The 22,860-nt window shown below is 69.9% G+C and carries 21 protein-coding genes; 10 read left to right on the top strand and 11 right to left on the bottom strand.

Annotated elements, in window-relative coordinates:
• Window positions 1-18 precede the first annotated feature (18 nt).
• The 4 genes from OG975_RS03905 (at window position 19) to OG975_RS03890 (ending at window position 3,576) form a co-directional block, all read left to right on the top strand.
• Window positions 19-684, top strand: coding sequence for a carboxymuconolactone decarboxylase family protein (locus tag OG975_RS03905; RefSeq protein ID WP_406327426.1), 666 nt, complete (start codon window positions 19-21; stop codon window positions 682-684).
• 123 nt (window positions 685-807) lie between these two features.
• Window positions 808-1,656, top strand: coding sequence for a fumarylacetoacetate hydrolase family protein (locus tag OG975_RS03900; protein WP_406327424.1), 849 nt, complete (start codon window positions 808-810; stop codon window positions 1,654-1,656).
• A gap of 123 nt (window positions 1,657-1,779) precedes the next feature.
• Window positions 1,780-2,556 (top strand): GNAT family N-acetyltransferase, encoded by a 777-nt coding sequence (locus OG975_RS03895; protein ID WP_406327422.1) that lies wholly within the window; start codon window positions 1,780-1,782, stop codon window positions 2,554-2,556.
• A 108-nt stretch (window positions 2,557-2,664) separates the two neighbouring features.
• Window positions 2,665-3,576 carry an NAD-dependent epimerase/dehydratase family protein gene (locus OG975_RS03890; RefSeq protein WP_406327421.1) on the top strand — a complete coding sequence of 304 codons (912 nt, stop codon included), beginning with the start codon at window positions 2,665-2,667 and terminating at the stop codon, window positions 3,574-3,576.
• A 252-nt stretch (window positions 3,577-3,828) separates the two neighbouring features.
• On the opposite strand, the gene OG975_RS03885 is transcribed toward OG975_RS03890, so the two are convergent.
• Window positions 3,829-4,710, bottom strand: coding sequence for a GNAT family N-acetyltransferase (locus OG975_RS03885; RefSeq protein WP_406327420.1), 882 nt, complete (start codon window positions 4,708-4,710; stop codon window positions 3,829-3,831).
• A 229-nt stretch (window positions 4,711-4,939) separates the two neighbouring features.
• Window positions 4,940-5,203, bottom strand: a complete 264-nt coding sequence (locus OG975_RS03880; protein WP_327426363.1) for a GlsB/YeaQ/YmgE family stress response membrane protein — start codon at window positions 5,201-5,203, stop codon at window positions 4,940-4,942.
• Window positions 5,204-5,430: 227 nt separating this feature from the next.
• Between OG975_RS03880 and OG975_RS03875 the strand changes: the two genes are divergently transcribed.
• Window positions 5,431-6,879 carry a hydrolase gene (locus OG975_RS03875; protein WP_406327418.1) on the top strand — a complete coding sequence of 483 codons (1,449 nt, stop codon included), beginning with the start codon at window positions 5,431-5,433 and terminating at the stop codon, window positions 6,877-6,879.
• A gap of 97 nt (window positions 6,880-6,976) precedes the next feature.
• Here the strand turns inward: OG975_RS03875 and OG975_RS03870 are convergent, their stop codons facing one another.
• Both OG975_RS03870 and OG975_RS03865 read right to left on the bottom strand, forming a co-directional pair.
• Window positions 6,977-9,715: a glycosyl hydrolase 2 galactose-binding domain-containing protein gene (locus OG975_RS03870; protein WP_406327417.1), complete on the bottom strand. Its 2,739-nt coding sequence runs from the start codon at window positions 9,713-9,715 to the stop codon at window positions 6,977-6,979.
• A gap of 173 nt (window positions 9,716-9,888) precedes the next feature.
• On the bottom strand, window positions 9,889-11,070 hold the full coding sequence (locus OG975_RS03865) for an ROK family protein (RefSeq protein WP_406327416.1): 1,182 nt from the start codon (window positions 11,068-11,070) through the stop codon (window positions 9,889-9,891).
• Window positions 11,071-11,282: 212 nt separating this feature from the next.
• On the opposite strand from OG975_RS03865, the gene OG975_RS03860 reads away from it, so the two are divergent.
• Entirely contained in the window at window positions 11,283-12,737 is a 1,455-nt protein-coding gene (locus OG975_RS03860) for an APC family permease (protein ID WP_406327414.1), read from the top strand.
• 19 nt (window positions 12,738-12,756) lie between these two features.
• Here OG975_RS03860 and OG975_RS03855 read toward each other — a convergent pair whose 3' ends face one another.
• Genes OG975_RS03855 through OG975_RS03845 form a run of 3 tightly spaced genes read right to left on the bottom strand, consistent with a single transcriptional unit; the run spans window position 12,757 to window position 15,154 of the window.
• Window positions 12,757-13,299, bottom strand: a complete 543-nt coding sequence (locus OG975_RS03855; RefSeq protein ID WP_406327413.1) for an AAA family ATPase — start codon at window positions 13,297-13,299, stop codon at window positions 12,757-12,759.
• Window positions 13,296-13,880 (bottom strand): GNAT family N-acetyltransferase, encoded by a 585-nt coding sequence (locus OG975_RS03850; protein WP_406327412.1) that lies wholly within the window; start codon window positions 13,878-13,880, stop codon window positions 13,296-13,298. The genes OG975_RS03855 and OG975_RS03850 overlap by 4 nt, the downstream gene beginning before the upstream one ends.
• The gene (locus tag OG975_RS03845; RefSeq protein ID WP_406327410.1) at window positions 13,880-15,154 is read right to left on the bottom strand and encodes an aminoglycoside phosphotransferase family protein; all 1,275 of its coding nucleotides are present in this window, start codon (window positions 15,152-15,154) and stop codon (window positions 13,880-13,882) included. The genes OG975_RS03850 and OG975_RS03845 overlap by 1 nt, the downstream gene beginning before the upstream one ends.
• Before the next feature lie 203 nt (window positions 15,155-15,357).
• Between OG975_RS03845 and OG975_RS03840 the strand changes: the two genes are divergently transcribed.
• Entirely contained in the window at window positions 15,358-17,631 is a 2,274-nt protein-coding gene (locus OG975_RS03840) for a molybdopterin-dependent oxidoreductase (RefSeq protein WP_406327409.1), read from the top strand.
• Here OG975_RS03840 and OG975_RS03835 read toward each other — a convergent pair.
• Window positions 17,628-18,143: a hypothetical protein gene (locus OG975_RS03835; RefSeq protein ID WP_406327408.1), complete on the bottom strand. Its 516-nt coding sequence runs from the start codon at window positions 18,141-18,143 to the stop codon at window positions 17,628-17,630. The two genes, OG975_RS03840 and OG975_RS03835, sit on opposite strands and share 4 nt — an antisense overlap.
• Window positions 18,144-18,287: 144 nt before the next feature.
• On the opposite strand from OG975_RS03835, the gene OG975_RS03830 reads away from it, so the two are divergent.
• Window positions 18,288-19,055 (top strand): ArsR/SmtB family transcription factor, encoded by a 768-nt coding sequence (locus OG975_RS03830; protein WP_406336136.1) that lies wholly within the window; start codon window positions 18,288-18,290, stop codon window positions 19,053-19,055.
• 134 nt (window positions 19,056-19,189) lie between these two features.
• Here OG975_RS03830 and OG975_RS03825 read toward each other — a convergent pair whose 3' ends face one another.
• Together OG975_RS03825 and OG975_RS03820 are read right to left on the bottom strand one after the other, a co-directional pair.
• Entirely contained in the window at window positions 19,190-19,630 is a 441-nt protein-coding gene (locus tag OG975_RS03825) for an SPW repeat protein (protein ID WP_327426352.1), read from the bottom strand.
• A gap of 176 nt (window positions 19,631-19,806) precedes the next feature.
• A complete protein-coding gene (locus tag OG975_RS03820) occupies window positions 19,807-20,409 on the bottom strand; it encodes a TetR/AcrR family transcriptional regulator (protein WP_406327407.1) in 603 nt (200 codons plus the stop codon).
• A 67-nt stretch (window positions 20,410-20,476) separates the two neighbouring features.
• On the opposite strand from OG975_RS03820, the gene OG975_RS03815 reads away from it, so the two are divergent.
• Window positions 20,477-21,337: an MBL fold metallo-hydrolase gene (locus OG975_RS03815; RefSeq protein ID WP_406327406.1), complete on the top strand. Its 861-nt coding sequence runs from the start codon at window positions 20,477-20,479 to the stop codon at window positions 21,335-21,337.
• Entirely contained in the window at window positions 21,321-21,788 is a 468-nt protein-coding gene (locus tag OG975_RS03810) for a hydrolase (protein ID WP_406327405.1), read from the top strand. Before OG975_RS03815 ends, OG975_RS03810 begins: the two co-directional genes overlap by 17 nt.
• 17 nt (window positions 21,789-21,805) lie before the next feature.
• Here the strand turns inward: OG975_RS03810 and OG975_RS03805 are convergent, their stop codons facing one another.
• The gene (locus OG975_RS03805; RefSeq protein ID WP_406327404.1) at window positions 21,806-22,537 is read right to left on the bottom strand and encodes a DUF4142 domain-containing protein; all 732 of its coding nucleotides are present in this window, start codon (window positions 22,535-22,537) and stop codon (window positions 21,806-21,808) included.
• Window positions 22,538-22,860 lie beyond the last annotated feature (323 nt).

Raw genomic sequence — 22,860 nt, 5'->3', positions numbered from 1 at the left:
CAGTGGAAAGGGCGCCCGATGACCGACCGGCTGGCCGGAATGACTCCGGACGAACTCACCGACGAGCAGGCTGAGGTCTATCGGGCCATCACGGGCGGCCCCCGGGCCGCCGGACCGCAGGCGTTCGCGCTCGTCGACGAGAAAGGGTGCTTGCGGGGCCCCTTCAACGCCATGCTGCTGAGCCCCCCGGTCGGTCTGCGCGTGCAGGCCGTCGGTGCCGCGGTTCGCTACAACTCCGTGCTGAGCGACCGCGTCCGGGAGCTGGCCATTCTCGCGGTGGCGGCCCATTGGGGCAGCGACTTCGAGCGGGAGGCCCACGAGGCGGTGGGGCGTGCCTGCGGTCTGACCGACGAGGAGATGGCCGCCGTGCGCGCCGGTGGACTGCCCGAACTCGCGGACGCGGACGAGGGTGTGGCACTGCGCGCCGCGACCGCGCTGGCGACTTCGGGCGCGCTGACGGACGAGGAGTACGACGCCGCGGTGACGGCACTGGGGGAGCGTGGCCTCTTCGAACTGACGGTGCTCGTCGGCTACTACGCCATGCTCGCCCTCCAACTGCGCGTCTTCGCTGGTGAACGACCCGAATCCGGCCTCGGGGAATGCCGTCGCGTCCCGGCATCCGGCGGGACCTTGACAGGCCGTCAGGGTGCCCCAATACTCGACCGAGTTCATGGAGTGAAGTGAGGTTTCATTCAGTGAAAGTACAGGGAGGCAGACCCCGATGATGCTGGTCACCGCTGACGATGGACGCCCGAGCAGACTGGAGGCCGGGGGCCACGGAACTTCCGTACGGCAGAGGGCGGACCGGTGAGGCTCGCTGTCGTCGCGGACCGGGCCGTCCTGCTGCGCGGCGGCCGGGCCGCGGACGTCGCCACCGCCTCGAAGCACCGGCTGCCGTCCGACCCGATGGCCCTGCTGGAGAAGTGGCCGGCGTTGCGCGACTGGGCGGCCGGCCTCCCCGAAGACGCGTACGACATGGCAGTGGACCCGGCTGCCCTCCAGGCGCCCGTGCCGCGGCCCCGGCAGGTGTTCGCCGTCGCGCTCAACTACCCTCCGCACGCCGCCGAAGCGGGGTTCACGCCACCCGAGGAGCCCCTGGTCTTCACGAAGTTCCCGACCTGCGTCACCGGCCCGCGCACCACCGTCGCCCTGCCTCCCGGCAAGGTGGACTGGGAGGTCGAACTCGTCGCGGTGATCGGCCGGGAGACCCACGGAGTGAGTCAGGAACAGGCCTGGAACGCCGTGGCCGGGCTCACCGTCGGCCAGGACCTCTCGGAGCGTGTCAGCCAACTCCAGGGAAAACCGGCCCAGTTCAGCCTCGGCAAGTCCTTCCCCGGCTTCGGGCCCACCGGCCCCGTGCTGGTCACCCCGGACGAACTCGACGACCCCGACGACCTGGAGATCACCGGCTTCCTCAACGGCGAAGCGGTCCAGCACGACCGCACCAAGTCCATGATCTTCCCGGTCCCGGACCTGGTGGCCCGCCTCTCCGCCGTCGTACGACTCCTCCCCGGCGACCTGATCTTCACCGGCACCCCGGCCGGAGTCGGAAACCGCCGCACCCCGCCCCGCTATCTCACCGAGGGCGACGAACTCGTCAGCCGGATCGGCGGCATCGGCGAACTGCGCCAGTACTTCACGGGACCCGCGGCCTGAACCGTGTCATGGGGCGTGCCGTAGTGCCCCGAGATCGAGAACAGGGAGTATTTGGGCCATCGGTTCACTGTGGGTTACCTCATATGCGTTGCCCCAGCCGCCCCAGGGTGCTGGAGTGAGCCCATGGATCACGTTGCGGTACTGGCTCTGTTCGATCGGGACATGCGGGAAGGAGCACGGCCGGACGCCCCGGATGCCCGGGTCGAGCGCGTCGGCAAGGTAGTGCGCCAGGTCGGCGCCGAGCGGGGCTGGAACGGGGTGATCTGGTCGGACCTGGACGGGGCCGGCGCGGACGCGGCGATCGCCGAGCAGGTCAGGTACTTCTCCGACCTCGGGCGAGAGTTCGAATGGAAGCTGTACGGGCACGACAAGCCGGAGGACCTCGGGCACCGGCTGCGGACCGCCGGATTCACCGCCGAGCCCGAGGAGACCCTGATGGTCGCCGAGCTGGGCGATCTGACACTCGACGCGGAGCCGCCCGAGGGCGTACGGCTGCTTCCCGTCACCGACCGCGCGGGTGTCGACCTCGTGGCCGAGGTCCATGAACAGGCCTTCGGCACCGACGGCACGCGCCTGCGTCACCAGCTGCTGGCCCAGCTCACCGGCGACGCGGACACGGTCGTCGCCGTCGTGGCCCTCGCCGGTGACGCACCGGTCAGCGCGGCCCGGATGGAACTCCTGCCAGGCACCCGGTTCGCCGGACTGTGGGGCGGTGGCACGGTCGAGGCCTGGCGCGGCCGGGGCATCTACCGCGCACTGGTCGCCCATCGCGCCCGCGTCGCCGCCGAGCGCGGCTACCGCTACGTCCAGGTCGACGCCTCCAGCCAGAGCCGCCCCATCCTCGCCCGCCTGGGCTTCCAGCCGCTGACCACGACGACGCCCTACGTGTATACGCGGTGACGCCCGGGCCGTATGTCCGACGGTGCTCGCCCCTGCGCGGACAGTGACGCCCGGAAAGATTTTCAGGCCCGATGTCACATCCCGGCCCGCTCGATCCGTCGCATCGTCATGACGACGAACCAGAGCATCCTCCTGGCCGGCGCGAGCGGAGTTCTCGGCCGGCACATCACCCGGGCCCTGACCGACGCGGGCCACAAGGTCACCGGCCTCGGCCGGGGCCCCGCCAACGGGGTCCAGGCCGACCTGATGGACCGCGACGCGCTGCTGCGTGCCGTCGACGGGCGGCACTTCGACACGGTCGTCCTTGCCGCCACCGCCCTGCGCAAGGCGCCCCTGCGCCACCGCGACATGCACGAGACCAACGCGCTGCGCACCGACGGCACCGTCCACCTCATCGAGGCCGCGCGGGCCACCGGCGCACGGCGACTCGTCGCCGAGTCGATGGTCTTCGGGTACGGATACGGCGACCACGGCGACCACGTCATCACCGAGGACGACACCTTCGGCCCGAAGGGCGCCACCGCGCAGCTGGAACAGCACATCGCGGCCATGCGCATCAAGGAACAACTCACCTTCGAGGCAAGCGGGTTGGAGGGAATCGCGCTGCGCTTCGGACTCTTCTACGGCCCCGGCGGCACCGACGCCATTCTGCCCATGCTGCGCAAGCGGCAGCTTCCCGTGGCCGACGACCAGGGCCGGGTCCTGCCGTGGATCGACCTCGTCGACGCCGGGAGCGCGGTCGCCGCCGCCGTCGAACACGGCCGCCCCGGCCAGGCCTACAACATCGTCGACCGCACCCCGCTGGGATTCGCCGCCCATGTCCGCGCCGCGGCCCAGCAGTTCGGACTGCCGAAGCCGATGACCGTACCGCTGTGGCTGCTGAAGCCCATGTCGTACGCGCACGTCATGATGCGGACGACCATGCGGGTGTCCGCGGCGAAGGCGGAGCGGGAGCTGGACTGGACCCCTGCCTACCCGTCCAGTTACGACGGACTGGCCGCGCTCAAGGCAGCCGCCTGACACACAAACGGGGCCGAACGGCCCGGAGTCGAGGGCCAACCGGCCCCCTGCGGGCGAGGGTACGGGACGGCATGCTGAGGGTGTGGACGCAAGCCGTCCCAGGGACTGCCTCCCGTCGCGCTCGACTCTCCCGCGCCAGGCGCTCGGTCGAGGCGGCAGGCCCGCCGGCTGTCGAGGGGGAGCCACGTCGGCGGGCCTGGACCCACTCGTGGCGTTGAGCACTCCGCATCCGGCACCGCGCATCCGGCTCGCTCAGAGATCGAGCTGGTACTCCACCGCCCCGTGCGTGGGCAGATAGCCGAGCGCGTCGTTGATGGAGCGCATAGGAGCGTTGCTGTCGGCGGTGTCCGTCAGCAGGCCGCCGAGTTCGGGATACGTCCGCCGCGCCAGCCGGATCGACTCCGCCTTCATCCAGAGTCCGAGGCCGTGACCGCGGTGCTCGGGCAGCACGCCGGTGCCGTAGTGCTGGCCGTCACCCCGGCCGTCGCCCGGAACGACGAGTTCGGAGAAGCCGGCGATCGAACCGTCCGAGCGGTCCACCACGGCGACCGTGTGGAGCAACTCCCCGCGCTTCGCGATGGTTTCGGCCACCGACAGGACCCGCTCCACGTCCCACGCTACGGTCCCGTAGTCGGTGCCCTCCATCGGCATGTCGTCCATGGCGCGCCGCGAGTCGGCGAAGGTCTGCGCCAGCCCGGGCGGCACGGCGCCGTCCCAGTGCGTCAACTCGTAGCCCGGATACGGCCGTTCGGCGATCTCGGAGATCCGCGCGGAATCCACGTCGGTCAGCACGAGTCGTGCGTACGTCAGTGCCAGCACCCGGCGGAAGCCGCGCGCCGCCAGGAACAGATCGCCGGGGGAGCCGGTCTCGGCCTGCGCGACGAGTGACCGCCGCCCTTCGTCCCGCGCCGCGGAGACCGCCGCGTCCAGAAGAGCGCCGCCGACACCCTGCCGCCGCTCGGCAGGGTGTACGGCGACCTCCAGCTCCGCCAGATGATCCTGCCCCTCCTTGGTGAACAACCGCAGAAAGGCGGAGCCCACGGGGGCTCCCTCGGTGCCGGAGGCCAGCCAGGCCAGGCGGCGGCTCGACGGTGTGGGCTCGGGATCGGTCAGCGGCGTGATGCGCGGCGGCAAGGTCTCTCCGTGGTGTCGGGTGTGCGGGGGTGAAGCCCGCAGAACCTAGCCGCACCGGCGCGCCGCCCGCAACGGATTTGAGCCGGCACAGAGACACGCCGGCCCACATCCGCATCCGCGTCGGCGCCGGGATCCACACCCGCATGGGCACCCGGATCCGTACCCGCATCGCCACCCGGACGGGATGCGGATCCGCAACCGCTGTCCGCGAACGCCTCTGCTCGGCGCGTCAGCGGCGCACCCTCGCCCGGTCCAGCGCCGCGACGCCCAGCGCCGCCAGGCCGATCTGGATGAGCCACTCGATCCAGTCGACGCCCTTGGTGTCGGCGACGCCGAACGCGGCGGCTATCCCCGAGCCGACGAACGCGGCCACGATGCCGACGCCGATCGTCCAGAGGATGCCGATGCGCTGGCGTCCCGGGACGACGAGCCTGCCCAGTACGCCGATGATGATGCCGATGAGGATGGCACTGATGATGCCTGAGATCTCCATCTCCGCCCCTCTTTGTCGGTCCCCCGCAGTTATGTATCTGCCCCCTGGGCGCGGAGGCAGTCCGCTTCGCGCGCCCCGGGATGCGCTCCGGTGCCGCTCCTGTTCAGCCGTCGTTTCGACATGTACCGTTCAAGAATCTGTCGCGCGGAAGACGGCCAACCACCGTTCTACGCGCGGAGACTTGGCGCCCGCACCGCCTCTCCCCACCCCTCACGGAGGTTCGCCGGATGCTCGGATTCAGAAGATCCCGCCACAGACTCACCACGGCGCTGGCCGTGTTCGGACTGCTTGTCACGGGCGCGGCCGTCCAGGCGGCCACCGCCGCTCCCGCGCACGCGGCGACCACGCACCGCGTCCTGTTCGACAACGGTCACGCCGAGACGGCCGGCAACGCCGACTGGATCATCTCCACCAGCCAGCCCGACCCGCTCGGCCAGGACTCCTCCCCGTCCTCCGAGACGGACTGGACCGGCGCCCTTTCCTCCTGGGGCGTAGCCCTGCAGAACACCGGCAACTACAGCCTCAAGACGCTGCCTTCGGGCTCCAGCCTCACCTACGGCGGCTCGGCCGCGACCGACCTGTCGAACTTCGACGAGCTGGTGCTGCCCGAGCCCAACACGCTCTTCACGACCGCCGAGAAGACCGCGATCATGACGTTCGTGCAGAACGGCGGCGGCCTCTTCATGGTCTCCGACCACACCGGCGCCGATCGCAACAACGACGGCTACGACGCGGTCGAGATCTTCAACGACCTGATGACCAACAACAGCGTCGACTCCACCGACCCGTTCGGCTTCTCCATCGACTCGCTGAGCATCAGCTCCGACTACCCGAGCGCCATCAGCGACAGCACCAACGCGATCCTGCACGGCTCGTTCGGCACGGTCACCAAGAGCCTCATCGCCAGCGGTACGACGGCCACGCTCAAGCCCGCCGACAACTCGGCCGTCAAGGGCCTGCTCTACCGGACCGGTTACTCCGGCAACACCGGCGCCTTCTTCGCCACCAGCACCTTCGGCAGCGGTCGCGTCGCCTTCTGGGGCGACAGCTCCCCGATCGACGACGGCACCGGCCAGTCCGGCAACACGCTGTACGACGGATGGAACGACACCGGCGCCACGAACGCCGCGCTCGCCCTGAACGCCACCGACTGGCTCGCCGGCGCGAGCAGCAGCGGTGGTGGCGGAGGCGGTGGCGGCACCTGCACGGCCGCCCAGCTGCTCGCCAACCCCGGCTTCGAGTCCGGCAGTACGTCCTGGACCGCCACCAGCGGCGTCATCACCAACAGCAGCAGCGAGGCCGCCCGCACCGGCTCGTACAAGGCCTGGCTGAACGGCTACGGCTCGGCCAACACCGACACGCTCTCCCAGGCGGTCACCGTCCCGTCCGGCTGCTCGGCCACCCTGAGCTTCTACCTCCACGTGGACACGGCCGAGACGACCACCAGCACGGCGTACGACACCCTGAAGGCCCAGGTCGTCAACAGCAGCGGCACGGTGCTGTCGACCCTGGCCACGTACTCGAACCTGAACGCCGCCTCGGGGTACACGCAGCGCACCTTCAGCCTCGGCACCACCTATGCCGGGCAGACGATCACCATCAAGTTCACCGGCACCGAAGGCTCCACGCTCCAGACGTCGTTCGTCATCGACGACACGGCGCTCAACGTGAGCTGAGCAGGAGCTGAGCACGAGCTGAGCGAGAGGGCGGGCCCGGAATCGGGCCCGCCCCTCCTGCTCCAGGCGCTGACGTGCTGTGCGCGCCCGACGTGCTTTACGGAGCCGGAACCGTCATCTCCGCCGTGTTCCACCCCGAGACCCGCACCCGAGCCGCCGACCCGTGCAGATCGGCCGTCCGGTACGTGGCCCTCAGCGTCATCGACTCGCCGGGCCACAGGCTGACCTGGTTGTCGGACCACTGAACCGGCAGCACCGGCTTGCCCTTCGCGTCCACGAGGTGCACATCGGTGAGGAGAGACGGCGTCTTCCCGGCCCCGGTGTTCCGTACGGTGACCGTTGTCATGGAAATGCCGTCCGGGCCCACGGAGGTCGACGCCGAAGCCGAAACCGGCACCCGCGCCATCGAGTTGAGCCCCTTGAGGTTCGCGTAGCTCGTCGTCGGCGTGTACCACCAGTCGGTGTTGGCCCAGTCGAGCGTGTCGGCCCTCGTCGACAGCCAGTAGACGTTGCGGCTGACCTCCTTGCCCTGGGCGTCGGTGAGGATCAGGCGTGCGAGATAAGTCGTCGACAGCCCGCTCACCGAGGACGGCACCGTGAGCGCCGTGCGGCGCGCCCCGTCCCCGCCCACGCTCACACCGGTCGCCGTCGTGTCGTACTTCTGGCTGCCGTCGGTGTTGAAGAGGGTGACCCGGGCCTTGAGACCCGACGCGGACGCGTGCCGGTTGTTGACCACGACGACCGAGCGGTTGTCGTACGAGTACTGGATGTGCAGCGGCTCATTGGCCTTCTTGGCGCCGAAGTAGGCACCGCCCTGGTCGAGGTAACGGTCCATCAACTGCCAGTGCAGTGACGTCCATCCGCTGTTGAACATCCAGTAGACGACCCCGGTCGAGGGCTGCGAGGAGTCGGTGGCGTTGCGCCCGTATGCCTCGTACTGCGCGCGCACGTTTTCGTACTGGGCGAGCTGCGCCTTGCGTACGTAGTCCGTGAGGCCGGTCGGTGCGCCGTAGCGGCCGGTCAGGGCGGCGTCGTAGAGCTTGAGGGTGGCGAAGGTCGAGGACGGCGAGCGGTGGTACTGCTTGGTGCCGGGGTTCTTCCAGAGGGTGTCCAGTTCGGTGGGGGACATCATGCGGCGCAGGGTGTCGAGTGTGGGGATGTCGGGGCCCGCGCTGGTCTCGGAGTTGAAGCCGGTGGCGCCGCCCTCGCGCTTGGCGTACCAGTAGTTCGGCGGGACCCAGTCGTACGGGCCGGTCATCTTCATGCCCGAACTGCCGGAAACCGGCGAGGAGCCGTCGGAGGCGGCGGCGACCACGGGCGTCGGCCAGTCGGCCGCCTTCAGCGCGGCCAGGTAGTTCTTCTCGATCGTCGCGTCCGGGGCGAAGTCGCTGCCGATGAGGAACGAGATGACGCTCGGGTGGTCGCGCAGCCGGGCGGCCTCGGCGGCCATCGACGCCTTGGCGACCGGATAGTCGGCCGCGGTCCACCTCTCGCCCGTCTCGCTGCCGTTGACCTGCCCCTCCCACTTGTCGCAGCACTCCCAGCCGGGCAGGGTGAGGATGCCGTACTGGTCGGCGAGGTCGAAGAACTCGTCCGGTTCGATGTGCCCTTCCAGGCGGATGGTGTTGAGGCCCAGGTCGAGCGCGTACTTCAGCCGGTCCTCGACATAGGTGCGGTCCCAGCGCAGGAACTCGTCCGGTGACCAGCCGCCGCCCTTGATGAGCAGCCTGCGGCCGTTGATGCTGTACTGCCGGGCGCCGTCGGCGTTGAGCGGGGCCTTCACTTCGCGGATGCCGAAGCTCTCGTGCGTGGTGTCCGAGGGGGTGCCGGCGACGGAGGCGGTCAGGTCGAGGCCGTACATCGGCTGGCCGCCCATGCCCGCGGGCCACCACACCTTCGGTGACTTCAGGCGCAGGCCGGGGGAGTCGGCCGGTGCGAAGGTGACCGTCTTCGTCTGGTGCGCGGCGAGCGGGACGGTCTTCGTGAAGGACGTCGATCCGATGGTGCCGGAGACCGTGGCCGTGACGGCGGCGCCCGTCTCGTTGCGTGCCTGCGCCTTGACCGTCAGGTCCGCCGAGGCGAGTGACGGGACGGCGAGCTTGGTCACCACGTGTGCGTCGCGCAGTGCGACCGGGCCGCCGCGGCGGACGAGGACGTCGCGGACGATGCCCATGTTCTCGTCGGGCGGCGGCTGCAGCCAGTCGATCCAGCCCATGGTGAGGTTCTTGTTCGGGGTGTTGGGCTGGATGCGGAAGGCGACCGTGTTGGTGCCCGCCCGCACCAGCGAGGTGATGTCGAGTTCGTGGTGGGTGTAGGCGCCCGTCACGTCGGCGGCCTTGGCGACCCGATGGCCGTTGACGTAGACGTCGGCGGCCGAGATCACCCCGCTGAAGTCCAGGTAGCTGCGCTCGGAGGTGTCCGTGACCGTGAAGTCCGAGCGGTACCACCAGGGCACCGTGAAGTCTGCCTTCGGGATCTTCTGCTGGTTGGCCGAGTAGAACGGGTCCGCGTACTTCCCGTTCGCGAGCAGCGCCGCCAGGACCGTGGAGCGGGAGCCGGCCGGATACCAGCCGCGTGCCGGGTAGCCGGGGGAGGAGAGGACCGCGGCAGAGTCGGTGACCTTCGCCGTCGACTGGATCGTGTAGCCCGATAGCGCGGTGGTGCTGCCCGGCGCGGAGGCCACCGCGGTGAGTTTGGCGCCCGGCGCGGTGACCGGCGCGCTGATCGGCCTCTCGTCCTCGGCTCCGGCCCACGCGCTCGTGGACGGGGTGTACAGGAGGCCCAGGGCGACGGCGGCCGTGGCGCAGCGCCGTCGTGAGGCAGGGCGGTGGAACACGGTGGTCTCCTTGGGAGGTGGGGGAGCATCCGCGCATCGACTCTGCAAGTTAGGAACCTTTACTAACTGGGCCCACAAGCTAGGTGGCTGAGTAAGTCATGTCAATCACCGCAGGGCGCGCGCCCCGCTCCTGAAGCCGACCGCCGCGACCATGACCGGGGAGTTCGCCCCGTTCAGGAAGCCGACCGCCGCTCGAACACCACATCACGCGCCGTCCCCAGCGCGGTCGCCACCGCACCGAGCAGCACCGCGTCCTCACCCAGCCGGCTGGGCACGATCTTCGGGCGCAGCGGAGTGAGGGCGCGCAGGGTCTCGCGCACCGGACGCAAAAGCAGATCGACGCTGTGGCCCACACCCCCGCCGAGGACCACCAGATCCGGGTCGAGGACCGCGGCTGCCGCGGCCACCGTGTGCGCGATCCGCTCGCCCTCCAGCTGCACCGCCTGGACCGCCGCGGGATGACCCTCACGTGCCGCGTCGAAGACGGCCTTCGCGGTGAGCTGCCCGGTCATCCCGAAGTGCCGCGCCGCCTCGACGACGGCCACACCCGACACCGCGTCCTCCAGGGTCTCCGGCTTCTGCTGCCCCGGCCACGGCAGGAACCCGATCTCCCCGGCCCCGCCGTGCGCCCCCGTGAACAGCCGCCCCTCACTGACGACACCCATGCCGAGACCGGTGCCGATCATGATGTACGTGAACAGCCGGCTGCCCGCACCGACTCCGTACGTGTACTCGCCCAGCGCCGCGAGGTTGGCGTCGTTGTGCACCTCCAGCGGGATGCCCAGCTCCTCGCGCATCCGGTCGAACAGGCCCGCGCGGCCCCACCCGGGCAGATGCATCGCGTACCGCACCCGGCGCTGCTTCTCGTCGTACACGCCCGGCGTGCCCACCACCGCGTGGGCCACCTCGTCCGCGCCGACACCGGAGTTGGCGACGACCTGGTGGGCCGTGGCGACCACCAGGTCGGCCATGGCGCCGGAGGTGCGCGCCCGGTTGCGTACGTCGGCCCGCGCGACCACCGCGCCGTCGAGATCGGCGACCGCGACGCGCAGCCAGCCGCGGCCGATGTCGATGCCGAGCGCGTAACCGGCCGCGGGATCGGGGGCGTACAGGACGGCGACCCGGCCGCGCTCCGGTGTGTGGGTGCCCACCTCGTGGACCAGTCCGGCCTCCTCCAGGGCCGCGAGCGCGCTGGAGACCGTCGGCTTGGACAGACCTGTCTCGCGGGCGAGCTGGGCGCGTGAGGCGGCGCCGCCGGTGCGCAGCCGGTCGAGCAGCAACCGCTCGTTGGTGCTGCGCAGCCGCCGGCGGTTCCAGGGCTGTTCGGGCTGCTCTGCGGCGTCGCTGGCGGGCATCGCACCATTCTCACGCATTCATGACACCCTCTTGACGCATCTAGTAAGGCTCCTTAACTTTATCGCCCAGTCAGCCTCGCCGGGCGAGCCAAGGGGAGCCCAGCGTCGGCCGGTCACCCGCCGCCCTTGATCCGCCGCCTTTCGTCCGTCGGTCGCCACTGAGGCCGGCCGTCATCACATACCTCTCCCCGCGTCCCGCTTCAGGAGGCCCCATGTCCGGCAGCCCGCCACCCAAGGGCGGTTTCGTCCGTCGCGTCGGCCTGTTCCAGGCCACCGCCATCAACATGAGCCAGATGTGCGGCATCGGACCGTTCGTGACGATCCCGCTGATGGTCGCCGCCTTCGGCGGCCCGCAGGCCGTCATCGGCTTCGTCGCCGGCGCCCTGCTGGCACTCGCCGACGGGCTCATCTGGGCCGAGCTGGGCGCGTCGATGCCCGGCTCCGGCGGCAGTTACGTCTATCTGCGCCAGGCCTTCCAGTACCGCACCGGACGGCTGATGCCGTTCCTGTTCGTGTGGACGGCCATGCTCTTCATCCCGCTGATCATGTCCACCGGCGTGGTCGGCTTCGTCCAGTACCTGGGCTACCTGGCCCCCGACATGGGCAGGAGCACCGGAGACCTCATAGGGCTCGGCATCGTCGCCCTCGTGGTGATCCTGCTGTGGCGCGGCATCGAGCACATCGCCCGCATCACCGCGGTCATGTGGGCCGTCATGATCACCTCGGTCGTCCTGGTGATCCTCGCCGCAGCCACCGACTTCAGCGCCCACCTGGCCTTCACCTATCCGGCGCACGCCTTCGAGCTGACCAGCGGTCACTTCTGGCTCGGTTTCGCCGCGGGCCTGACCATCGGCATCTACGACTACCTCGGCTACAACACCACCGCGTACATGGGCGCCGAGATCAAGGACCCGGGCCGCATCCTGCCCCGGTCCATCATCTTCTCCATCCTCGGCATCATGGCGATCTACCTGCTGCTGCAGATCGGCACGCTCGGCGTCATCGACTGGCGCCGGATGACCGATCCGGGGGACATCGCCTCGACATCCGTGGCGTCCGCCGTCCTGGAGGAGACCTGGGGCAAGGGCGCCGCCGACACCGTCACGGTCCTCATCCTCATCACGGCGTTCGCCTCGGTCTTCACCGGACTGCTCGGCGGGTCCCGGGTGCCGTACGACGCCGCCCGCGACCGTGTGTTCTTCCGCCCCTACGCCAAGCTGCACCCCAAGCACCGCTTCCCGATGCTGGGCCTCGCGACCATGGGCGTCATCACGGCGATCGGCTTCCTCATCGGCCGCCACACCGACCTGGCCACGCTCATCCAGCTGCTCACCACCGTCATGGTGATCGTCCAGGCGCTGGCCCAGATCGTCGCCCTCTCGGTGCTGCGCAAGCGGCAGCCGGGCCTGCGCCGCCCGTACAGGATGTGGCTCTACCCCGTACCGAGCTTCCTCGCGCTCGCGGGCTGGCTCACCATCTACGGATACGCGGACAAGAACTCCCCGGGCCGCCACCCCATCGAATGGTCCCTTGCCTGGCTCGCCCTCGGCTGCGTCGCCTTCGTCGTCTGGGCGCGCCTGGAGAAGGTATGGCCCTTCGGGCCGAAGGAGCTCAGCGAGGAGTACCTGACCGCGCCGACTCCGGAAACGGAGCCCGCCGGGACGTGACGCGGCGGTGCCGCCCTCTTCAGGAACCGGCGGACATCCAGCCGGTGGCGGCCACGACCTCACGCGCGATGTCGGTCACCGCGCGGTCGTCGGTCGCCACCCGCACGGTGTCCGCGGGCGCCCGCTCGTCCAACAGCCGTGCCTTGCGGGCGCTGTTCTCCATCTCCCGCTTCAACTCGGAGCCGATCTCCCGCCCCTTGAGCCGCTCGGCGGTGATCTCGTCGGTGGCGGTCAGCAGCACGCGTACGAGTCGTACGTCTCCTCCCAACGCGCGCTCGAACAGGCCCGTCGACTGGTCCAGCACGCTCACGGTGTTGGTGTAGATCAGGCGCCGGTAGCCCAGTTCGGCGAAGTTCCCCCACACCGCCCGCAGATTTCGCTCGGTCACGGCGGCGCGGTGCGGATCGCCCTCCGGCGCGGGGTGCACGTGACCCATGTAGTCGCCCTCGATCACCGCGTGGGCGACCTCCGCGGCACGCAGTTGCGCCGAAATCTCCCAGCCCACGGTCGTTTTGCCGACGCCCGCGCGGCCCCCGATGAGCAGGACCTCCGCGCGGGTCACCGGGGGCGCCCTTCGCCCGCGATGTCGTCGCTTTCGAGATGGCTCCAGGTCCGCAGGACGACCACCCGGCCCTTCGCCTCACGAACGACCGGTGCGTCGTCGGTCAGCGCGAACCCGGCGGCCTTGGCGACCGCCTCGCTCGCCCCGTTCCCGTCCTCTATGCACAGGACCACCCGCCGCACCGCGGCACGCCCCTTCGCGAAGTCCACCGCGAGCCGGACCGCGCGGGTTGCGAGCCCCCGGCCCCGGTACGCGGCCCCTACGCCATAGGCGAGTTCGACGTCCCGCTCGTCGGCCGCGCTGCGGAACAGCAGGATCTCACCCCGCGGCGCCCCGCCGTCCGTGGTGATGGCCAGCTGCACCACCTGCCCCTCGGCACCTTTCTGCTCGGCGGCGGCCAGATACGCCCGCGCGGCCTCGGTGTCGAACGGCGACGCGACCGGCGTCCACCGGTCGATCTCGGGATCGTCGTAGATCGCGACAAGGTCCGCCATGTCGTCGGCGGACCATTCGCGCAGTTGAAGCCCCAGCCCCTCGATGCGCAGCGGCCTGGGAACGTCGAACGTCGGTCGGCTGTCCATCAGTTGATCCTGCCGTGCGGGGCGGCTGCCGGCCAAGAGGTTCTCACGGGGCCGAGGTCCGGGGCGGCGCCGAGGTACGGGCTCGGCTGCTCGGCGCACCGCACCGCCGCGCGGATCTCGTCCGCCGGATCCCCCTGGTGGTAGCGCCGCTCCGAAGGCTCGATGCCGTCGAGGAACTCCTGGTAGCGGACGGCGTACGTGAGATGGGCGAGTGGCTCGGCGAGGGCGAGGGCGCGCGCCGGATCGGCGGCCGGGACCCGCGCCTTCCAGGCGTCTATCCAGGCGCGGGCGGCCCGCGCGCGCCGCGACTCGGGGAGGAAGTCGTGGACGCGCAGTCCGTCCAGGACCGGGTTGCCCCAGTGGGCGTCGGCGAAGTCCACGACCACGGGTGCGCCACCGTCACCGCGCCAGTTGCCGGGATGGAAGTCGCCGTGCACGAGCGTGTCGGGCAGTCCGCACTCGGCGAGGAGGTCCCAGCGGTTCATCAACTCCCGTGCGCGGGCGACCTCTTGAGCGTCCAGCTCCCGCGCGACCGGTCCGTCGAGCAGCTCCTGGAGCTGTGCGGTGAGAACCGGCGCACGCCAGTCCCGGATGCCGGGCAAAGGTGCGGAAGCCAGCGCCGTCTGCGCCGCCACGAAGCGCTCCATGACGGCGGCGACCGTCTCGGACGACGCCTGCCAGCAGTCCTCGCCGGGGATGTGCTCCATCAGCATGCGGTGCTCGCCGGAACCGAGGACGGTCGCGACCAGACCGGGGTCGACCTGCGCGAACGCGCCCACGACCGTGGCCTCGTCGGCCGCGAAGCGCGGTGTCGTCTTGAGCCAGACCGTGCCCCGCGCCGTGGGCAGCCGGAAGAGCCCGGCCAGATTCCACGTACGGCGCTGCTCGACCGGACCGGTCACCGGCCGCCCCGCCGCGGCCAGCGTGTCGGTCGCCCAGGCGAGGAGGTCGCGCAGACCGTCGGCCCGCGCCCACGGCGCACGCAACACCTGGGGACCGTTCAACAGGCCCTGATCGACGGGGAGTCGGTCGAGCAGTCCCGGCGCTGGGCGCGCCAACGCCTCGGCGTGGTAAGTCACATGGCCGTCCCGTCCGCCCGCACCGCCGTCGACGTCGACGAGACGCAGGACCAGCACCGGAACGCCGAGCAGCCCCTCCAGATGGCCGATGACCGGTTCCACCTCCGACCACCAGGGGATGTCCACGGGGAAGGGTCCGGCGACACCGAGGAAGTCCCCGCCCGAGGTCACCCATACGCTCACGGTTCGGCTCACGGCGCCAGTGTGAGGGGCTACGGCTGTCGTCGGCGAGCGAATTCCGGGCCTCCGCCAAGTGGGTTGCTCTATAGGACTGACGGCGCTACCGTCCAGTAAGTTGTCGGCGGGACAGCAGGACGCCGACACACGGCACAGGCGCAGGGCGCAGATACAGAGCGCAGACACAGGACTCACTGGAACCCGCTGGGCGTGAGGAGCCGATGAGCGTGGCCGACACCGGACAAGAGACCTGGCAGACCTCCGCGTGCATCCTCTGTGAGTGCAACTGCGGAATCGAAGTCCAGCTGGACGGGCGGCGGTTGGCCCGGATCCGCGGCGACAAGAGGCACCCCGCCTCGGCCGGCTACACCTGCGAGAAGGCCCTGCGCCTCGACCACTACCAGAACGGCCGCCACCGGCTCACCTCCCCGCTGCGCCGCCGCGCCGACGGGACGTACGAGGAGATCGACTGGGACACCGCGCTCGATGAGATCGCCGAGCGGCTCATGGCCGTGCGCGACGAGCACGGCGGCGACAAGATCTTCTTCTACGGTGCCGGAGGCCAGGGCAACCACCTGGGCGGCCTGCACACCAAGGCGCTCCAGGCGGCCCTCGGCAGCCTGTACTTCTCCAACGCGCTCGCCCAGGAGAAGACCGGCGAGATGTGGGTCGACGCGAAGCTCTACGGAGGCCACACCAAGGGCGACTTCGAGCACGCCGAGGTCGTCGTCTTCCTCGGCAAGAACCCCTGGCAGTCGCACAGCTTTCCGCGGGCCAGGCCGACCCTGCGGGCCCTCGCCAAGGACCCCGGCCGTTCGATGATCGTCCTCGACCCGCGGCGCAGCGAGACCGCCGCGCTCGCCGACTACCACCTCCAGGTACGGCCGGGCACGGACGCGTGGTGCCTGGCCGCCATGCTCGCCGTCATCGTCCAAGAGGACCTGTGCGACGCCGAGTTCATCGAAGCGCACACGACGGGGACCGCCTCGGTGCTCGACGCGCTGGCCGGCGTACCGGTGACGGAGTACGCGGCCCGCTGCGGAGTGGACGAGGAGCTGCTGCGGTCGGCGGCACGGCGCATCGCGACGGCCGCGAGCGTCGCCACCTACGAGGATCTGGGCGTCCAGCAGGCACCCCACAGCACCCTGGTGTCGTATCTCAACAAGCTGCTGTGGATCCTGACCGGGAACTTCGGGCGGCCCGGCACGATGTTCCTGCACTCCGCCTTCGCCGCACTCGCCGGCGGCAGCGGGAAGTCCGGTCGCGGGCGCCGTACCCCGGTCACCGGAGCGAAGATCATCTCGGGTCTGGTGCCGTGCAACTCCATCGCCGAGGAGATTCTCACCGACCACCCCGACCGGTTCCGCGCGATGTGGATCGAGAGCGCCAACCCGGCCCACTCGCTTGCCGATTCACGCGCCTTCGCCGAGGCGCTGGACGCCCTCGACCTGGTGGTCGTCGTGGATGTGGCGCTCACCGAGACCGCCCGGCGCGCCGACTACGTCCTGCCCGCGGCCAGCCAGTTCGAGAAGTGGGAGGCGACCTTCTTCAACACAGAGTTCCCGCACAACGCCTTCCAGCTCCGCCCGCCCGTCCTCGACCCGCTGCCCGGCACCCTCCCGGAACCCGAGATCTACGCCCGGCTGCTGCGCCGCCTGGGCGCCGCCGACGAGGGACTCCTGACCACCCTCACCAAGGCGGCCCACACCTCGCGCGCCGCGTTCGGTCAGGCCTTCTTCGCCGCGGTGGGCGAGGACCCGACGCTGTTCGGTCTCGCCCCGTACCTCCTGTACGAGACACTCGGCACCGCGCTCCCGGAAGGGCGGCGCGCCACGGCGCCGGTGTGGGGACTGGCCCAGCTGTGCGCGATGACGTACCCGGACGCCGTGCGCCGCGCCGGATTCCCCGATGGGGACGCCCTCTTCGACGCGATCGCGGCAACGCCCTCCGGGGTCACCTTCACGGTCGACGACTGGGACGACGTATGGGCCTATGTGCGCCGACCCGATCGCCGCTTCACGGTGGAGGTTCCCGAGCTGATCGAGAAGTTGCGGGAGTTGGTGGACCCCGGGAGTCCCGAGAGCTCTCTCACCAGTGACGCGTACCCGCTAGTCCTTTCGGCGGGCGAGCGCCGCTCCTTCACCGCCAACACCATCTACCGTGACCCGACCTGGCGCCGCCGCGACGCGGAGGGTGCCCTGCGGGTCAGCCCGGCCGACGCCGGCCGACTCGGCCTGAGTACCGGGTCCGCGGCCCGCCTGCACACCGAACGCGGCAGTGCCCACGTGGTCGTCGAGGTCACCGACATGATGCGCGAGGGCCATATCTCCCTGCCCAACGGCCTCGGTGTCGACCACCCCGACCACGGCACGGTGGGGGTCGCCCCCAACGACCTCACCTCCCTCCACCACCGTGACTGGCTGGCCGGAACCCCGTGGCACAAGCATGTTCCGGCGCGCCTGGAGGCCCTGGGCCCGGTCCAGGCCCTGTCCTAGGCGGGCGGCAGGCGCCGGAGATCGAGTGCGCTGTGGATGGCCGGTCCGGGAGTCTGCTTGGCGCGAGCCGCGAGATCCTCGAAGTACGTCATGGTCAAAGTGCCGTGCAGGGCCCGCTCGTTGTAGATGTAGGGGCTCAGTGCCTCCCACATTCTCTGGACGTTGACGCTGTAGGACCCGAGTACGAGATGCTCGTCGACGACCCCGTGGGCGACCAGCTTCCCGACGTCGTCGTAGAACTGTCCGACGCGCCGTATGTGCTCCTTCGGTTCTGGCGGCAGGTTCCGGTAGCCGTCGTGATGGGGGTGCTGCGGATCCAGTTCGGTGCGGATGTACTCGACGGATCGCAGGAAGTCGGGGCTGCGTGTCTCCTTGAACATGTCGATGATGATCGGCAGGACGTTGGAGTTGTGTGCCAGTCGCAGCTGTCCGCGCGACATCGCGATCGAGGTGGCCAGGGCGGTGACGGACACCCCGAGGGCCAGCAGGTTCAGCATCAGAGACCCATCCATGCGGTGAGGCTAGCTTCACGGCGCCCGGATTCCTGTGCGTCTTGTGAATCTTGAGGCCGACGGGTCCACAGTGGCGGTGGCATCCTTGACATGCAAGTGATTGCCTGCATAACGTGGGGCGTGCGATCAGACGACGACTCTGCGATGGACCAGGTCTTCAAGGCGCTGGCCGACGGGACACGAAGGCGGCTCCTCGACCGGCTGCACGAGCACAGTGGTCAGACGCTCGGTGAGCTGTGCGAGCGCATCGACATGACACGTCAGTCGGTGACGCAGCACCTCGCCGTCCTGGAGGCCGCCAACCTCGTCAGTACCGTGCGCCGGGGGCGGGAGAAGCTGCACTACCTCAATCCGGTGCCGCTCCACGAGATCCAGGAGCGGTGGATCGACAAGTTCGAGCGCCCGCGGCTGCGCGTGCTCGGCGACCTCAAGCGACGAGCCGAGGAAACCATGGCCGGCAAACCGAGCTTCGTGTACGCCATCTACATCGAGAGCACACCCGAGAAGGTCTGGGACGCGCTGACCGACGCCGACCTGACCGCCGTCTACTGGGGCCACCGCAATGTCTCGGACTGGAAGCCCGGTTCGCGTTGGGAACACCGGCGTGCGGATGGCTCGGGTATCGCCGATGTGGTCGGTACCGTCGTGGAGAGCGACCGTCCCACCCGGCTGGTGACCACCTGGGCCGCGCCCGAGGAGGAGGGTCAGGAGGACAAGTACTCCCGGGCCACCTTCGACATCCAGCCGCACGGCGACATCGTCCGGCTCACCGTGACCCATGAGGACCTGGCCCATGAGGACATGCGGCGGGACACCGCCGCCGGCTGGGCCGCGGTGCTGTCCAACCTGAAGTCCTTCATCGAGACCGGCAGCCCGCTGCCGCAGGAGCCGTGGCTGGTGCCGAACCGCTGAACTGCCAAGGAGAGGCCGGTCCGCGCGGGGCGGGCCGGCCTCCGACTTCTTTCGCCTTCAGCTTTCGCCTTCAGCTTTCGTTGCTTTCCGCCACTTCCTTCTGTTTCCTTCCGCTTCCTTCCGGGCTGCCGGGTCTACGCCCGGGGAGTGCTCTTCGTCGCCGTGACCGCGCACATCGCCCCCAGCACCACGGCAAGCGCGCCGATGATGATGCTGTTGAGGACGACTCCGGTGTCCGGGCTGGTGCCGACAATCCACGGCGAGATGATCATCCACGTGCCGATCGCGCAGATGGCCCAGCTCAGGCCGTACATCCTCTCCGGCGTGACGGTGAATCCGAGGGCCAGCACGGCAATCGCGATGCCGATGACCAGGTTGTGGGTCACCAGGGCGGGCTGGCTCGTCGAGTAGTGGAGTATCCACGGGGATACGGCGCAGTACAGACCGAGCAGGAACACCGGCCCGTCCACGAGCGCCACATCGCGACCACCGACCATGCGGTCATACCGAGCCCGCATTTCGGATACATCGGGGTGGCTGGTGATGTCACCCCTGGGGTGCGAGACGTTGGCCATGACTCGTCTCCTTCGATCGCTCTCGATCTCCACGGCCCGACCGCGTCCGGTGCGGTATGCGGTAAGCGCCGCGTACATCCATTCTGCGCTTATTTCTTCTTTATGTGTAGAGCCGGCGGGTCCGAAGGGACATGAGTGATGCGCTCCGCCGCTCCGCGGGGCCGAAGAGGGTCGCCTCAGGGGGCGATGAGCAGGCGGGCGATGGCGCGCCGGGCCCGCGTGGGTGCCCGCGGATCGTGGTGCAGCTGGATGGACTGATCGGCCGCCAGGGCAACGCCGTTGAGTTCGAAGACGAGCTGGTCCACGTCCGTGCGCTCCGGGAGTTCGCGGTTGTCGACCGCGGTGTTCAGCTCCGACGCGACGTACGCCGACCACGCGGCGAGCGCTTCCAGCACCGCGTCGCGGACCGGGCCCGGGCGGCCGTCGAACTCGGTCGCCACCGAGGTGAGGAAGCAGCCCCCGTGGCCCTCGCCCCCGGCCATGTAGTCGATCCACTCGTCGAAGGCGCGCGCCAGCCGCTCGGTACCGGGCCTGGCGCCCACGGCGCGCGCCGGCACCCGCAGCCGGAACCGCTCGACCGCCGCCTCCAGAACGGCGAGTTGCAGCGCCTCCTTGCTACCGAAGTGGCCGATCACCCCCGCCTTGCTCATCTCCAGATCGGTCGCGAGCCGGCCGATGGTGAGGCCTTCGAGGCCCTCCGCGGAGGCCAGCGCGAGGGCGCTCTCGATGATCCGGTCGCGGGTGGCGGCAGTTTCGGCAACGGACTTGCGCGGGCTCATGCACCCACTTTAACCTAACGACCGTTCGCACTTAGCATACGATCGTTCGTTATCTAAGGGGTGCACTGTGAAGATCCACCACCTGAACTGCGGTTCCATGCGCACGATCGACACCGAGCAGGGGAGCCTGCCCGCGGTCTGTCACTGCCTGCTCGTCGAGACCGACCGCGACGGACTCGTCCTGGTCGAGAGCGGCATCGGTACGGCCGATGTGGCGCGGCCGGAGGAGAGCCTCGGCGCGGAGTTCCTCGGCCGGGCCCAGCCCGTCCTCGACCTGGGCGAGAGCGCGCTGCACCAGGTCGTCGCGCTCGGGTTCCGCCCCGAGGACGTCCGGCACATCGTGCTCAGCCACCTCGACCTCGACCACGCGGGAGGCCTCGCCGACTTCCCCTGGGCCAAGGTCCATCTGAGCGAGGCCGAACACCGCGCGGCGATGGCGGCACCCGGCGCCCACCCCGAGGACCGGCTCCGCTACCGCCCGGCCCAGTGGGCGCACCGGCCGCACTGGGTGACGTACGCGCGGCCCCAGGGCGACCCCTGGTTCGGCTTTGACGCGGTCCGCCCTCTGGAGGGCCTGGACGCGGACATCCTGCTCGTTCCGCTGGGCGGCCACACCGCCGGCCACAGCGCGATCGCTGTCGAGGCTCCGGACCGATGGCTCCTGCACTGCGGCGACGCCTACTACTTCCACCGCGAGATCGATCCCGACCGACCCCAGGGCCACCCCGGCATGGACGTCCTCCAGCAGATCACCGAGGTGGACAGGGCGCTGCGGCTCGGCAACCATGCCCGTCTGCGGGAACTTGTGCGTCTGCACGGCGACGAGGTCGACGTCTTCAGCGCGCACGACCCTTGGGAACTGGCACGGTTCACGGGCGGAGGCAGGGATGCGGGAACCGAGGGAGGACGAGATGCCGACGCTGCATGAGGGCGAGTTGCCGACACTGCGCGAGGGCGAGTTGCCGCTGCGGTTGCCCGAGCCGGTCTGGACAACGCCGTACGTCGGCCGACGCTTTCCCGGCTCACGGTCCGTAGCCGAGAAGCCGGGCCTCACCGAGGGCGCCAACTGCCAGTTCTTCGCCTACGAAGTGCTCCGCCACTTCGGCCTGGACATTCCCGCGTGGCGGTCGAGCGACCTGTGGGCCGACACCGAACTCACCGAGCGGGTACGCGTTCCCAGGCCGTTGGACCTGGCCCTCTTCAACGCCGACGACACCGCGTGGGGCGCCCACGTCGGGGTGGCCGCGGGGGAGGGGAAGATCCTTCACCTGTGCAGGGAAGCGGGCCGTCCGGCCGTCTGGACCCTGGAAGAGTTCACCGCTCGGGAGCGCTACCGCACCCTGCTGGGTTTCAAGCGCGTACGGCCCGGACGTGCCTGACGGAAGAGGGCGTCAGCTCATCCCACCGTCGGTGTGGGCGACAGGGAAGCCGAGGCGCCGTCCGCGGGCGGACTGAGCACGACGGTCGGCTCGCCCTGCTGCGGTACCGGAGGCGTGACGTCCTGCGCGGGCAGATTCGGGTTCTTGGTCTCCTGGAACAGCACCTGATCGAAGTTGACCAGCCCGGTCTTCTCCATCACCGTGATGTGGTCCAGCACGGTGTCATTGGCCTGGTCGGCGAGTTGACGTACCAGCGTGTTCTCGGTCGTGGCCCGGATCTTCGCGATGACCGGGAAGATCTGCCCGTGGGTCACCCGCAGGATGTTGGCGAGGTCGTTGTCGAACTGCTTGCCGCTGTCCCCGCTCAAGGTCGCCACGAAACCCTGCTGTTGCGGCGACGGCTTGTTGGGCAGGGTGATACCGAGTTGGGTGGCGACCTTGCGGCAGGTGGCGTCCAGCGCGGCATGGCCCTTGACCAGGTGCTGACCGGCGGTCCTGACCGCCGGGGTGGTGCCCTTCTGCAGGGCCAGCTGCCCGGAGGGGTACTCCCACAGTCCGGCCGCGCGCACCTTGACGACGAAGTCGCGGTCGGCCTCGGTCAACGGGCCCGAGGAGGTATGGGCGATGACGCGCGTCGGGGAGCTGGCCGTGTTCTGCAACCCGAGCACGGCGGGGTAGGCGAGTGCGGCGATGGTCATGCTCAACGCGCCGGCCACGAAGAGGGTTCCCACGTTCCGAGCGATGCGCATTGAGCCTCCTGGCGGGGCGGCAGCCCAGAGCCGGTCGCTCTGCGCCGCCGCGTGGTGGATCCGGTGCCGATGGATCCGGTACGGGTGGTTCGGACGCCCACCAGTACGGTCGTACGCGCGAGGGAAATCTTTACTCCGGGTAAAATCCGTGGCGCCCGATCGCGCGGCCGGCAGGTGCCCAGCGGCTCTCGCCCGTCGAGGAGGCCGGACGCCGACACCGCGCCCAGTGAGGCCGGGGGACGGTCCGGGCGTACGTACAACACCGGTCGCCCACACGGCAGTTCGGTGCTCTCGAAGTTTCCAGCAGATCGACGCCGAGCCGG

This window comes from Streptomyces sp. NBC_00203 (assembly GCF_045206325.1).
In the GTDB taxonomy this organism is placed as follows: domain Bacteria; phylum Actinomycetota; class Actinomycetes; order Streptomycetales; family Streptomycetaceae; genus Streptomyces; species Streptomyces lutosisoli.
The sequence above is the reverse complement of the archived record's forward strand: the minus strand, read 5'-3'. Positions and strand labels throughout refer to the sequence as shown.